Origin of the sequence: Pseudomonas sp. AAC (genome assembly GCF_000725445.1) — a bacterium.
Lineage (GTDB): Bacteria > Pseudomonadota > Gammaproteobacteria > Pseudomonadales > Pseudomonadaceae > Pseudomonas > Pseudomonas citronellolis.
Map to the genome: position 1 here is coordinate 93,800 of NZ_KL647104.1, position 14,166 is coordinate 107,965.

Consider the following 14,166-nt stretch of genomic DNA (forward strand, 5'->3'; position numbering starts at 1 on the left):
CCACACACCGGATTGGCAAGATAGTGTGACCCCTGAGCCGTCGGCGCTTTTGGCGAGTAGTTTGCTATCCCCACAGGCGGTGCCAGCAGTCGCGACACCACCAATCGAGATGTACTCATTGGTGGAAATGCGGCCTGTGGCTGTCATGTTGCCGAAGGCGACTACCTGACCGCCGACCAATGTGCCGCCGGTGGCCAGGCCCTTGTTGTTGTAGATCCGCACCCAGTCCGCGTCGGACTGGTAGATGCCGCCTCCCCACTTTTCGCTGTACCAGCCTGTATCGCCTCGGGTTCTGAACCACCCCCCCGTGTACGTCTCTCCGGTCACGTTGGCGGTGGCGGCAGTTACCGTGCCTGTAGCAGTGACGTTTCGCGCGCTGACGTCGGCGCCAGTAGTGACGTTCCCCGTCGCGGTTATCGCTGCGGCGTTGTTGATGTTGTGCCCCCCGACGTTGAAGTCGGTGTTCATCGTGTTGAATTCCGGGTGGCCTGGCACAGCATTCCGATACAGGTAGTCGTTGGCCAGCTCGCCATCCATGAGGAACAGTGCGCTGGCGGTATGGCCTGCTCCCGGGTTGATCGAGTAGTTGCTCAGGGCCACTTGCCATCCGCCGCGGATACCCTGGATGACGTTGGGGCTGAGCGTCGAGATGAACCCGCCAGGTCCCCCAAGGTTCTCCGCGATGGTGCGGATCCCGGTCTCAGGGATCGTCTGGCCGCCAGTGGTCACGACGATTGCTTCCAGCTGGTTCGCATTCGGCTTTCTGGCCAGGCCGATGATCGTCTGGCCGAAGGCGTTGGTGTCGGTGAACCCGGCCGGCAGGTAGTTGGTGTTCTGCAGCATGGTCACGGTGACCTGGACAGGCGCGGTTGCAGTCGCGTTCGCGAGCACGACGGCGAAGTTGTCCTTCAGATACTTCGAGAATGCTTCCGCGAACGTCTGCTGCTTGTCGGCAGCGATGCGGTAGCTCTGCTGGTTGGACATGTTGACCATCCAGAGCATTGCCACAGTGACGAGTACGGCGAGGACGATGAGCCCCATCGCCGCGTCGACGCTGAGTAGGCCTGCCTGCCGGCGCTTATTGATCATTCCAGAGACTCCTCGAGGATTGCTGGGCAATGTCTTGCTCCAGCAGTTGGATGTCCCCCTGCCGGATTTTTTCGCGAATGGAAGGTGCATCTGCGCCAGTCAGTGATAGGCACTGGAGCTTCAGGCGTCTGGCACCCTTCGAATCGGTCTGGAGGGTTTGGTGGATGACGGCGACCAGGCCCTGGGAGAGGACCTGGAGCGCGTTCGAGAGCAAGGGCTGTGCAAGAACCGCGAGCCTTTCGATGCCCAGGGCCGCGTTGCCCGAGTGCCCGGTGCAGATGATGAAGTGCCCGTTGATCGAAGCCTGGATCACCAGCATCGCTGTTTTGGAGTCACGGACCTCGCCCACTAGGATGATCTCCGCCCGCGTGCGCAGCGCTCGGATGAGCGCTTCCTCATAGCCGCCTTGCTTGCGTGAGACTGGCACCTGCACGCAACGCCCAGGGCCGTGGACGCCATGCAGTAGGGGTTCGGGAGGGTCCTCGACGGTGAGGGCTACGCCGCCGTGAACCTCAAGCCGGGCCTTCACCAAGGATGCAGCGCTGGAGGTTTTGCCGGAACCCATCTCGCCGCAGAAAAAGACCAGGCCGCGAGTGAACTCGTCCAATAGGCTCTCGTGCAGCTGATCAGGAAGTCCCAGGTCGTCGAGCGGGAGAATCTTGACGGCCGACTTGTTCAGCACGAACAACGGTTTGGCGTTCACGTCCTGCAGCTGGGTGACGCGAAGGACCACGTCGTCTACCAGCAGGGAGAACTCAGGCTCCTGAGTGGCATTGTGGTGCTCCTGGCAGCGCTCCCGCAGCTGCTGGATCTCGACCTCCCATTCGGCTGGTGCCTGAACGCGACGGGGCTGCCCAGGCAGCCCCTTCACGTCCGAGAAGCCGTCGCCGAGGTACAGGTCGACGAACTGTGCTTCGGAGATGAATCCCACACGCTCCCCCTTAGTAGGTCGTCCAGGCGATGGTGTTGGAGTCGGAGGAGCAGCTGGTGGTAGCCGCGGCGCCCAGGATCTCACCGGCCGTAGAAGTCCCGCCGTTGATCGCCGTGCTGGTCTGCTTGTCCTTGGCGATTTTCGTCACCAGGGTGATGCAGGCGCTCTTCGGCACGTTCGTCTCGGTGAGCGTGAAGGTCATGCCATTGCTCACGTTGGTGACGGATCCGTTCCACTGGTTGGTCAGCGTCGAGCCCGAGACCCCCATCGAGCCAGTACCGTCGATGGCGATCAGGGAGGGCACGAGGTTGGTGCCGGAGGTGCCGTAGCCAGTCGAACCCTTAAGCTTCTTGGTATTGCCGATGATGGTGGTGATGTTGCTTTGCTCGATCGCGACGTCGGAGCCGGAGAGCATCTTGAAGCCCAGGTAGGCGATGAAGCCCAGGGCGATCGCGATCAGCATCAGCCACATGACGCCGTCGATGGAGAGGAAGCCGCGCTGCTTGTTGTGGCGAGAGATTGCCATTGGTTGTACCTCGTTATGGTTGATCAGTGTTGGATTGAATCCATGAGCCCCAAGGCCAACTGGAAGATGCCCACCACGACCAGGATCATGAGCAAGCCCATGAGGATGGCCGAGACGGTTACCAGGGCGCCGGAGATCGCCTCTACGCGCTTGAGCATCTGTTCCAACCAGCGGTTGGCGAACCGTTCCATCGACTTGGCAAAGCCCTTGCGGGTGGCAAGTACCTGGAGGAAGTGGATGGCCATTGCATCGGGGAACTGGTGGCCGGCAAGACGCAGCGCAGTGCCGAAGTCTTTGCCGGAGCTGACGCCGTAGTGGATCGCGTCGATGCGCTCGCGAAGCCAGGGGGCTGCGCTGCGCTTCAGGATGGTCAGTGCGTTGAGCTGGCTGATGCCGGCGCGGAGCATCACCGACATGTTGAGAAGGAAGATCGAGCCCTGCAGGACCTTGTAGATTGACCAGGGCGGTATCGACTCCAGTCGAATTCGAGCCTTCTGCAGGAACGCGCTGAACTTCACTTTCATGACTGGGCTGTTACTGCTGATCTGCAGCCCGCAGAAGTAGGGCAAGGTCGTGATCGACAGCACGACAAGCGTCAGGGTTACGATGACGATCGCCAAACCGTAGTGGGTGACCAGGTTGGACAGGGCATAGAGGACTGCCGGCACGCCGGTCCAGTTTTCAGGATCCTGACGCTGCGACATGGAAGGAACCATCCAGCCGGCGATCACATACATGAGCGCGCCCATCAAGCTCCAGGTGAGGGACGGAAGTGCAACGACCGACTTCACCAGGCTGGCGATGCGCTGCCTGGCTTCGATGATCCGCACGCAGTCGCGGAAGGCCTGGATGAGGTTGCCGGTTTCCTCCCCCGATTCGATCAGCGAGGACTCGTCGAATGGGATGTAGCTGCGACAGGCCTCCGCCACAGGCTTGCCGCCACGCACCAGCATTGCGACCTGGCCGCACACAATCGAGACGGGATGGAGCTCCTTCCCGTCGTTGCTGAAGGCTTTCTCGACGGTCTCCAGTGCTTCTTCAATCGGGATGCCGTCCTCGAGGACGCCCATCAGGCTCTCGTAGAACTGGATCCGCTCGTTCTTGCCGAACTGCTTGATGTAGAAGGTTTCCACCCAGCCATGCGCGGCCTCGCGTAAGCCTGCCCACAGATCAAGGAGCAGATCACGCATGCGTCAGCTCCACCAACTGGCGGTCGAAATCCAAGGGGCCGACGATGGTTTCGGCGTGCCGAGGATCAATGAGGCCACTTGCGATCTTCTGGGTGGCATGGGTGATTTTGGTGATACCGCCCATTTCCTTCACCCAATGACGGCGCGCCGCGCTGGCTCCCTTCTCGACGAAGGTCTTCATGAACAGCAAGTCGGACAACAGCACTTCGGCTACGACGGTTCGATCAACCACACCCAGGTGCTTGCAATGGGAACAGCCTTCGCCGTGCAGGTTGACCTGGTCGACGATGCCCAGCTGCTCCAGGCGCAGCCTCAGGTTATGATCGATCGTGTCAAGGTTATCGCGCAGAGGGATTCTGCAGGAGGGGCACAGAACCGGCAGGAGTGACTGGTTGATGATCCCCGTGGTGAGCGCCGGATCGGTGACCAGGTAGCTGGGAACGCCCATATCCATCAGTCGCTGGATCGATGCAACTGCGTTGTTAGTGTGCAGCGTCGACCACACCAGGTGGCCGGTCATACCACCGCTGTATGCGGCCTGCGCCGACTCCAGGTCACGCAGCTCACCAAACATCAGAATGTCCGGGTCCAGGCGGACGGTGTTCTTGATGCCGTCCTTCCAAGTCTCCCCGGCGCCCAGGGGGGATTGGTTCGCCTTCAGTGGATATTCGGGCGGATCCTCCAGAGTGAGGATGTGGCGCGTACCTTCGGTCTCATCATGGAGCAGGTTCAGGTTGACCTGCAGACTCTTCGACTTACCGGAACCGGTGGGACCGGTGATCAGGTTGATGCCATAGGGCAGGCTGCGAAGACGGGCGAACTGCTCAATCTGCGACGGCAAGAAGCCCAGCTCCTTGAGCGACTTCTTGGACTCGTCGTCGTAGAGCAAACGCATGATCATCAGCGGCCCCTCGACCAAGGGGCGAGTGGCGATCCGGGCGCCAAACAGGCCCAGCTGTTTCACGAACTCGCGGCTGACGCGCCCATCCTGCGGGATCTGCGGCTGGTAGTGGTCCTTGGAGACGTCGCACATGCTGTTGTAGAGCGCGGAGCACAGCTCACGCCCTACCTGGCTCTTCTCCTGCGCGGCCTCCCAGAGGAGCCCATGGATCCGGTATTTGATCTTGGTGATGTCATGGCCAACTACAACATGGATGTCGCTCGCAGCGCGGCGGTGGGCGTCCCCCAGCATCGCGAGTGCCTGCGCCTGGCGGTCAGTTTCCACCTGAGCGTTGAAGCCACCTTGAATGGAGGTCTGGTACAGCGCCTTGATGTCAGACAGTGTCGACTGGACGACTTCAAAGTCGTGATCCTGGCGCTCGAGCTGGTCCATGAAGGCCATGACGTAGTGATCGGTTCGATGCTGCTGGGAGACATGCAGCTTGCCATCGGCGGTCAGGGCCAGTACCTGGCGGAGCTCCTCCTTGACCTCGAAAACACCACCGGGGGCAGTCAATACGCTCACGGGTAAAGCTGTAGGAGGCGACGTTGGCGTGTCCACCTCGACCTGCTCGCCTTCCTGGCCGATGGGGGCAGAAGAAAGATCGGTCATCGCGGTGCTCCTTAGCGTTGAACCGGAAGAAGACCAGGCAGGGCCAGCACTGACGGTGGTGCCGCGGAGGTCTGCTGCAGCGATTGCAAAGCAGGCGTAGGTGCCCTGTCGGAGAAGCCGAGCGGGTAGCGTTTGCCTGCGCGCTCCAGGAACACGCTATCGAGTGTGATCTGACTGACGCGATATCCTCCGGGCAGCTCCTTGCCCACGCTGGCATCCAGCTCGTAGCCGCTGCTGAAAAGCAGGGTGGCCTGCAGGCGACGGCTGGAGCCGGTGATTGCGCGCACCACCGGGAGGTCCGGTTCACCGCTGGCACGGCTCGGCGCCGGCGCTGCAGACTGAGTTGGCTGCTGAATGAAAGCGCCGGGGAATCCGTTCGGTGCTTGCTGGGGACTGCTGGACGTATCCTCGCCATTGCTCTCGCGCTCAGCCTTCAACCGCTCCGCCTTGGCTTTAAAGAGGATGGTTTCGCTCTGCACCTTCCCGAGCTCACCCACGCTGATGCCGGAGAGAGATGCGTCCTCCGCCCAGGCATGGCTCAGGACAAAGCAGGCGGTTGCTGCCAGCCAGAATTGCTTATTTCGCATACAGGTCTCCTGATACCGACCACATCAGGTGGCCGGCCTGGTACTCGGACTTGATCTCGCGCAGCCGCAGCCCTTGAAGCGGGGCGCCGTTGAGTGAGTCGTAGGGAAGGACGCCGCTGACGTAGTTCAGGTCGAACTGCTTCCATTGGGGAGGCGGAGGGGGCGGCGGAGCGGGTTGTCCCGGGAGCGCGGGCTCCTGAGGCACCACGACAGGAACCTCCTTGAGCGTCGGCTCCTGGGAGAAGGCATGCAGCCAGGACGACAGGGCCGCCAGAGCGTCGATCGCTTCCGCGAGCGGCTCGTCACCAGCTGCTGGCAGGGCAAGATCGAACTTCAGCGTTGCGGAGTTTCCTTCGTCGAAGAATGCCGGTCGGTCGGAGAAGTGCCCAGCGCTGGCCGAAATGAGCTCCGCAGCGGTGCTGTTTCCACCGCGCTTGTAGGCAGCCAGGACTTGCGTGCCGTCGCATTGGGCGTTTGCGAAGGTCCAGCCATGGATGCTCGTGGGTAGCTGGTACATTACTCGGCTGCAACCTTCGACGAAGGCTGGGACAGAGGGCCGTTTCGCCCAAGGGTGTTCCAGCGCCTGCAGGGGCTGTTTGGTGCCTGTTTCTTGCTCCAGCCGGGCTTGCTCCTCGAGGCGCTTCCGTTCTGCCTCCAGGCGCGCTTCGCGCGCGATCTGCTCCTGGTGCGCACGCCACTGTGTCCACGCCACAAAGGCGCCGATGACGATCACCGCGATGACGATCAACTGAGCCAGCTCCGCTTTCGACAGCCCGAATACGAGCGGTCGGAGGCGATACTCGCGTTTGAGTTTGGACGGCTGAAGCAGCTCCTGGATGTCCAGGGGCTCACCGCCCATCTCGAATTCTGGCGGGAGGTACTCGTGCTCGAAGTTGATGCCACGGCTGCGCTGTTGTGCAACGCGCCGGCGCACTTCCGCGGCGGTGCCGATGAGATCGCAACCAGGGATGATCCCGCCGTCATGTACGGCTACGACCGCGTAGCGATCCTCATCAGTTTCAACCTGCCAAGCTGCGATCCAAGAGTTGCCGAGCTGACCGGCAAGGGTCGCGGCCAGGCTGTACATGCCCTTGGTCACGCCCTCGGTGCGCGATACGAAGCCTGCCTGGATGATGCGCGGGGTGCGCCGTATGGCGACGATGTCCAGGTCGTTGTCTTCCCCGAACTTGCGCGCTTCTTTCATGTAACCGGTGAGACTGCCCAGCGGGTGCCAGCGCAGGCCGGTCACGAAGTCCCTGCCACGGTACTGAAGGATCTGGACTCGCGAGCCCGTTACCTTGGGAGCGTCAATGCTCATCATCGCCCTTTCAGAAGGTCCAGCAGGTGCGCTGCTTGGAGCTGCACGATACCTGGGTGTGCTGCCCGTCATCGTTGGCAGCCAGGTTGGCGGCTGCCTGCAGGATGTTGGGGACGAACTGGATGCTGCCGTTGAGGTTGTCCGGCAGGACGATCGGAGTTACCAGGACGACCAGGGAGCTGTGAGTCGAGGTGCGGCTGCTGCCGCCTCCCAGGCCAAAGAAGCTCGGACTGCCTACCCCGGACTTGGAGGCGTTCTCGCTGTTCTCGTCGAATCCGGTCAGCACCAGAGTCTCGCCGCTGCGCAGTAGAACCTTGGGTGCTGCGTTCTTGGTGTCGTAGTCGGCGTTCTGCACCTTCGAGCCGTTACTTTCGAACTCCTGGAAGGTGGGTTTGCTGCTCATGCTGAGCGTGATCATCAGCAGCATGTTTTCGCGATCCAGGAGCTTGGGCAGCAACATCATGTTGAAGCCACTGGTGATCGTCGCAGGCGTCAAGGAAGTGCTGGAGCCCACCGATGCAGTAGTCGTAGTTGAGCTGGCAGCGACATAGCTCTTCACGTTGCCGATCTGGATGGGAGCGGGCTGCAGGTTGAGCGTGGTTACCGAGGGGGACCGCACTTCGGTAACGCGGCCTTGCTCGGACAGCGCCTGCAGGATTGCTTTGGTGCCGGCCCAGGGCGAGCTGGAGGTATCTAGGATGCTCCCGGTGGCAGAAATAGCGTCGCTGCTGATGCCAGACACGGTGTTGGACAGCGAGAAGCCCCACTTCCCGGAGACCGACTTGTACACGGCGTCCCAGTTCACGGCGTTCTGGTCCGTGTCGGTAAAGTTCACCTCGGCAACCTTCACATTGAACAGCACCTGGCGGGTGATGGTCCGGTTCGTATCTCGGAGGTAGGCCGCAACTCTGTTCAGGACCTCGGGCCTGTCGCTGACGGTCATCGCGCCTGTCGAGCGAGATAAGAACATGCGCCCTTCCGGTTGGACGCTGAGCATGGCCTGGACGTTCTTCTCGATGTCGGCCAGCAGTGAGGTCTTGATGATGGAGGTGGTGCTCTGGTTGCTTCCGGATTCGCCCGTAGCACCAGAGCTCGTCGACGTACCGCTGTCGCCCGAGCCGGAGCCAGTTGACGTCACCAGTCCAGACTTCACGGTGCTTTCGATGACCTGGTCATCACCAAAGGCCCAGACGTCGAATGTGCGGGTCTCGAAGTAGGTGATTCGAACGCCCTGCAGGTCTGGATCGTAGTTCCAGGACAGGCCAAGGCGAGAAGTTGCCTGGTTGAGCAGCCCGGACACAGGGCCGGAATATTTGATGCCCGCAATCAGGCCGGCGCTGGACAGCCCGATGTCGAAGCTACGCGCGCCGCTGGGGGCGGAGCCGATAACGTTGGCCGGCATCAGGCCGGCCAGGCTGTCTGGGCCAGCGGAGCTGATCGGCGCCGGCGCGCTGTTGTTGCTGCCCGACTGCTTGGAGGACGTCAGGATGCCGGGGTTGAGCGCATCAGGTGCCACCAGTACCGGCAGGCCGGTCTGCTGGGTGATGTACTGGGCCACTTCGGTGATCGACACGGCCGACACGGGCCGGTAGGCAATGTCGTGGTCCTTGCCGAAGGGAAGCCCGCGCTTGGTCACCAGCGGCTGGGTCGATACCCATGGCTTGTTGCTGAAGACGACGGTATCGCGAGCTTGCTCGGGCTGCAGGTTCTGCAGGTATTTGGTGTACTGCCCTGCGGATTTACCCTCGAGCTCAGCGCGAGCAACAGAATCGTTCACGCGCTGCAGCGAGCAGCTGCTCATGAAAAGGGCCAGCGGCAAGATGGCCCAGCGTACCCAGGGGCGTGCGGTCATTTCTTCTTCCTCTCGTCGACGTGCAACACACGCTGAGAGTCGCTGCCATCAACCACGAAGGAGCGCGGAGCGGTGTCGTATAACGGGAACAGTTGCTTGATCGCCTCTTCGAAGGAGCCTTCGAAACGAAGCGGGGCCTGGATCGGGTAGTCCAGGTCGTCCTGGCTCCAGATCAGCGTCCAATTGGCGTTCTTGGCCCAGGCCTCGACGCTCTGGCGCAAGGTTGATCCAGTTTCGGCCGCCCATACCTGGGGCAGCGGCCGTGGGATCGGCGCGGGGAACGTGACCGGCGCAGGTTGAGCGACAGCAGCTGCAGCAGGCACTGGAGATTTCAAACTCGCTGGTACAGGGAGCGTGCTGGCAGGCTTGGGGGCAGCGCTCGAGGTCGAGGCTGCAGTGATAGGGCCATCCTTGGCGGGTGCCACTGGGGGGAGCACTGCGGGTTTGGCTGCGGCCGCCGGAGCGGCAGCAGCTGAAGTGGTGATGGCGGGGCTGGAGGGCACCGCGGCAACTACGACAGCGCCGGTGGCAGAGTCCGGTGCCGGAGTGGCGGTCTTGGTACTGGCAGGTTGCTGGGCGTACATGGTAGTCGCCGGCCGCGGAGGCTCTGGCAACTGGTAGCCAGGGCGAAGCACGAAGCAAACCTGGCGGTTCACCTCGTCGACCTTGACCTGCCAAGCCGGACCGGCCAGCACCTGCAGAGTGTTGCGCAGGGTCATAGGCCCCAGCTTGTACTGTGCAGCTGGCAACGGCCGGGTGTAGAGGATATTGACGTGCCCGGAGCTGGCGGGACACAGCGCGTAGCCGGAGCGCTCAACGACGTACTGCATCGCATCCCGAACACTGGGGCTCATGTTCGAGGGAATGGTGACGTCGATGATCTGGGCCATCAGATCGCGCTGACCAGCGTCCGGTTGTGTCGTGACCAGGGTGTAGCGCCCATACCGGACGACGGGCTCCTTCTCTGGCACACCCCCACTGGGATAAAGGTCGGGCGATAGCATTTCCGGATTGCGGCTGCTATCGAATGCGGGCTTGGGCGTCTCGACCGGCTGGGTAGTGCAGCCGGTGAGAAGCGCGAGCAACGAGAGAGTGGTCAACTGCCTGGTCATGTACCGAAAGGCCCCCTTTGATGATGGGGGTCACGTTCGCAGGCGCAGTGCCAGTACGCAGTAGGAAATAGATAACGCGGCGTAGGGGTATTTATTCCGGGCCTATGCCGCGATGGTGGCTGCCAGTAGAGACTTCGCCAGCGCCTCCTGATCTGCCTCAGGCTCGATGAGCTCCATGCTGACCTGGCGTTTTGCCAACAGCATCTGCCACAGCTGCTGGTCGATGGTGTTTTCCACCAACGGGATCTTCACGATGACCATGCGCAACTGGCCGTTGCGATAGGCGCGGTCTTCGGCCTGGTCTTGCTGGCCAGGCGTCCAGGGCAGGCCGAGGAAAAACACGTAGTTCGCTGCGGTGAGGTTGTTGCCGGTGCCGGCGGCCGACGTCGTGCAGATGAACACGCGGCAGTCGGGGTCTTCCTGGAATTTGTCGATGGCCTTCTGGCGCTTCTTCAACGTATCGGTGCCGACCAAGGTGACGTTGCCGATGCCGGCCTGCTCGCAGAGCTCTTTGAGCATCACCACCGTTGGTTTGAACTCGCAGAAGAGGATTACCTTGTCAGCCGGATCCAGCTCGCTGACCAGGTCCATGGCCACGCGGACCTTGACCTGCTCCAGGTAGCGCCTGAGAGCTCCAAGGCGAGCGAAGATGGGCCTGTCCTCAAGGCGCAGCGTGTCGTACATGCGACGCTCGTCTGCAGCCAGCTCCACGGGTAGCAGCTGCCGCTGCTTGCCCTTCAGGTTGGGCAGGACGTCTTTGCGTCGGCGCAGCATCCAGTCGCCGAGCTCGGCGCGCAGGTTCTGGCGGAACTCAGGGTTGCCGGCGAAGCGTTCACAGAAGTCCTTGAGCGACAGCTGGCCAACAGAGTGCCCCGAGAGCCGGAGCAGAGTGTGGAGCTCGGTCTCGCGGTTGAGCACAGGCGTGCCGGTGAGCAGGTAGCGATTGGGCACCTTCGCAGCAATGTCGAATCCATGGCGTGTCCACTCGGCCGTGGGTTCCTTCAACCTGTGGGCTTCGTCGATGATCATGACGCTGAAGCGTTCGGCCTGCACCACGAAGTCGCCCAACCGCTCGTAGTTGATGACCATCCACTCTGCAGTCGGATCGTCGTGCTGCAGTGCAACCCGGGCTTCGGGGTAGACCGCATGAATCTCGCGCTCCCAGTTGATCAACAGGGACGACAGCGTGATCACCAGGATCGGCACGCCTGCAGCGCGGATCTGCGCCGCAATCACCGCCTGGCGTGTCTTGCCCAGCCCCATGTCGTCGGCCAGCAGCGCGCTGGTCCGCTGCAGAAGGTGAGCGATCCCCACAGGTTGGTGGTCCAGGAGTGAATAGCCGCGCAAGGCCTCCGTGATCGCGCTTTCGGTGTACTCGGTACGCTCGATCGGCGAGACAGCCGCCAGGTAGATATCGGTGGAGACGTCTTCGTCTCCAGCCGAGGTTGTGGGTTCCTGGGGAGGGCCACCGAGGCTGATCCCGGGCACGTCCTTCGCCGGCGCAACAGTGCCATCGCTCAGCAGCTCCTGGACGACATCGAGGATCTCGAACTGGTCCTCAGCTAGTCCGAGCTCCAGGATCACGTTGCTGCGCACTAGCTCTGCAGAAGCGTCGATGCGCCACGAGCTGGAGTGACCGAGGAAGACGCCATGCATGCGCCGCGCTACCGCAACGACGCCGGGGTGGTAGTCGCCCGAGAGCAGCACACCGCCGTCTGCCAGCGGGGCGATACGGAGCATCAGTCCCCAGGTGAACGCATCCCGGATGGGCGAGGCCTGGGCCTGCTCCAACTTCTGCTGGAAGCGCTGCCAGGTTTCGCTGTAGCGGTCCTCGGCGAGCTCCTGCAGGCGGTGGAACAGAAGGTCCAGTTCGTGGAAAAGCTTGTTCTTGGGTAGCCTCCAGTACCGGTGGTAGGGGTGGTCGCCTCGACGGATGAAGAATCCCCCGCGGGCAAGCAACACCTTGTTGGCACCTTCCAGGAACGGCAGCTGGAGGCCGAAGTCGTAGCCGTCGAACACGACCTTGCCGAGCAGCTCCGGGGAGCGATTCATCATCCGTGGCCGCTTCATGCTGCCTCCAGATGGGTGCTCACCCAGTGGGCAACCGCGCCGGCCAGCCGAGATTGCCAATGAGAGTCGGCAAATCTGGTCATGTGCTGGGTGTGGTCCGGCCAGTCCAAGTTGACCTGAACCGATCCAGCTTTGATCTGCTGCATCAGCCAGGCAAAGGCTCTGCCTTCGGCTGAGTCCTTCGGCACGGGGTCGTTGCCATACGAGCGCAGCTGTGCGCACTCCAGGTGGTGGACGGTCCGCGCGCCCTGGTGTTCATGACTCTTTCGATTGAGGACCAGTTCGGCGGATGCAAGTGAGCGCCCATCGCGACGCAGAGAAATCAACCTGCAATCACCGCAGTAGGCTGAGAAGTCATAGGAATCGATGCAGTGATCGAGGGATACGTGTTCGCTCCAGAGATCGGACGGAGAGAGCAGCTCAACCGCCTCGATACCGTTCGGGCATAGCACGGGGCCATCGACCAGCAAGGGCGTCCACCTGGCCGACTCGTCAGACGCTTTCAGTTCTGGCTTTTCAGCGTCGATTTCTTCGCGAATCTCGGCGAGTGCCTTGTGGAAGGCCGACACCTTGTTGGCGAGTTGCCGGTAGCTGCTGCGCTGGAAAAACGCCGATGCGTTGAGCTTGGCCTGTTGAATAACGTCGTACTGAGCATGGTTCGCGAAAGCTAGTCCCAACTGCCGGAAGACTTCGCCGAAGTCCTGCAGGGACGCCATGATTCTTGGCCAAGCCGGGTCATTCCAGCTGCTGGGGCATCCAGAAAGCAATCGATTCAGGTCCCAACGCTGCTGGTCTTTTGGGAGAGAGTAGTCGGGACGAACTTCCCAGGGAATGTGGTTGAACAACTGGAAGAAGACCGTCCAGTCACCATGAGTTTTCGGACGGCGATTTCCGAGGGAGGCGCCTGCGAGGAGGGCATGCCAGCCCGAGTTCTTGCCCTCGCGTAAAACGTGCGCAAGCGCGCCGCCTGCGATTGACGGCCGGCAAGAGCCGATGAAGCGAATCGACGAAGGTTGTACCTGGAAGTACCACGCCAGAAAGTCCGTCAGCGATAACCCTGCGTCGACGGTATGTCCCAGCATCTGATCGAAGGCGACAGGAGCGAGATATTCCTTGTGCAAGTCGGTGAGCTCGTAGGGGGCCAGGTCGAGCCAAGGTACTTGCAAAAAGGTGCCGGTAGCGGAGCACGGCCAAGAGATTTGGTCGGGAAGCACAAGCAGCGGCAGCAAAATCGGTTGGGCCTTGAGCGCCTGCTGGCGTCGCTCTTTGCAACCGGAGGCCAACCAGTTGTAGAGGGCTGGAGAAGGACAGCGCACGGAGCGAATGGCAAACAGGATTTCAGGGTCGAGCTGGCTACAGAATCCCTTGAGGACTGCCCCTATCTGTTTCAGATAAAACCGGGTTCGTGGCCCAAAGTACCGGTGGTGGCTTCCTCGTTGCGCAGGGCTCGGAACGTTACGGGCGAACTTCCCGAGGTCGTCCGTCGCCATGCTGCCGGCGAGCTGATGAGCTTTTTTACAGTAGGACGTGAGGAAGGCTGTGTCGGCAAACACTCCGCCGGCCTGGTGCCATCTCAGTTCAGATTCCAGCCGGCTGATGAGTGCGATGGCGCCGTTGCGTGTGGGTTTCCTCAGAGAAACACGATCACGTGTGGAAATCGTCAGTGCCCTGATGATTTGGCCGTCATACCACTGAAGGGTATTGCCAAAACGCGCTATGCCAAATGGAGTTTGGTCCGGGCCATGCGTGCCATTGACGAACCAGGCTCGAGCAGTGGAGGTTCGCTGCAGATAGGTCCGGATGAAGTCAGTGCGCTGCCGACCTGCCAGGCCGAAATGCGTTGCCCAGGTAGTGGCTACTGCGCGCTGCCTCTCTGTGAAGCGACGAAGGATGGGGTCGACCGGGGTATCTATGACCGCTGACATGTGCATGCTCCTCG

General features: G+C 61.7%; 11 protein-coding genes. All 11 read right to left on the reverse strand.

The genetic code is table 11. The features are described 5' to 3' along the window. Positions 1–1,089 (reverse strand): shufflon system plasmid conjugative transfer pilus tip adhesin PilV (gene pilV / locus FG99_RS30360; RefSeq protein WP_043273963.1); only part of this gene is annotated, 1,089 nt, incomplete at its 3' end. Beyond that, positions 1,079–2,020: an ATPase, T2SS/T4P/T4SS family gene (locus FG99_RS30365; protein WP_043273964.1), complete on the reverse strand. Its 942-nt coding sequence runs from the start codon at positions 2,018–2,020 to the stop codon at positions 1,079–1,081. The genes pilV and FG99_RS30365, both read right to left, overlap by 11 nt. Before the next feature lie 10 nt (positions 2,021–2,030). Then, a complete protein-coding gene (locus tag FG99_RS30370; protein WP_043273966.1) occupies positions 2,031–2,546 on the reverse strand; it encodes a type 4 pilus major pilin in 516 nt (171 codons plus the stop codon). A gap of 23 nt (positions 2,547–2,569) precedes the next feature. Beyond that, complete coding sequence (locus FG99_RS30375; RefSeq protein ID WP_043273968.1) at positions 2,570–3,736, reverse strand: type II secretion system F family protein; 1,167 nt, start codon at positions 3,734–3,736, stop codon at positions 2,570–2,572. Further along, positions 3,729–5,288: a GspE/PulE family protein gene (locus FG99_RS30380; RefSeq protein WP_043273970.1), complete on the reverse strand. Its 1,560-nt coding sequence runs from the start codon at positions 5,286–5,288 to the stop codon at positions 3,729–3,731. The genes FG99_RS30375 and FG99_RS30380 overlap by 8 nt, the downstream gene beginning before the upstream one ends. An 11-nt stretch (positions 5,289–5,299) precedes the next feature. Continuing rightward, positions 5,300–5,875, reverse strand: coding sequence for a type IV pilus biogenesis protein PilP (pilP, locus tag FG99_RS30385; protein ID WP_043273971.1), 576 nt, complete (start codon positions 5,873–5,875; stop codon positions 5,300–5,302). Next, positions 5,865–7,196, reverse strand: a complete 1,332-nt coding sequence (gene pilO2, locus FG99_RS30390) for a type 4b pilus protein PilO2 (RefSeq protein ID WP_316863976.1) — start codon at positions 7,194–7,196, stop codon at positions 5,865–5,867. The genes pilP and pilO2 overlap by 11 nt, the downstream gene beginning before the upstream one ends. 7 nt (positions 7,197–7,203) lie before the next feature. After that, positions 7,204–9,045: a PilN family type IVB pilus formation outer membrane protein gene (locus tag FG99_RS30395; RefSeq protein WP_043273972.1), complete on the reverse strand. Its 1,842-nt coding sequence runs from the start codon at positions 9,043–9,045 to the stop codon at positions 7,204–7,206. Further along, the gene (locus FG99_RS30400) at positions 9,042–10,157 is read right to left on the reverse strand and encodes a PFGI-1 class ICE element type IV pilus protein PilL2 (protein WP_043273973.1); all 1,116 of its coding nucleotides are present in this window, start codon (positions 10,155–10,157) and stop codon (positions 9,042–9,044) included. Before FG99_RS30400 ends, FG99_RS30395 begins: the two co-directional genes overlap by 4 nt. 102 nt (positions 10,158–10,259) lie before the next feature. Then, a complete protein-coding gene (locus FG99_RS30405) occupies positions 10,260–12,227 on the reverse strand; it encodes a DEAD/DEAH box helicase (protein ID WP_043273974.1) in 1,968 nt (655 codons plus the stop codon). Continuing rightward, on the reverse strand, positions 12,224–14,152 hold the full coding sequence (locus FG99_RS30410; RefSeq protein WP_051879436.1) for a hypothetical protein: 1,929 nt from the start codon (positions 14,150–14,152) through the stop codon (positions 12,224–12,226). Before FG99_RS30410 ends, FG99_RS30405 begins: the two co-directional genes overlap by 4 nt. Between the last annotated feature and the right edge of the window lie 14 nt (positions 14,153–14,166).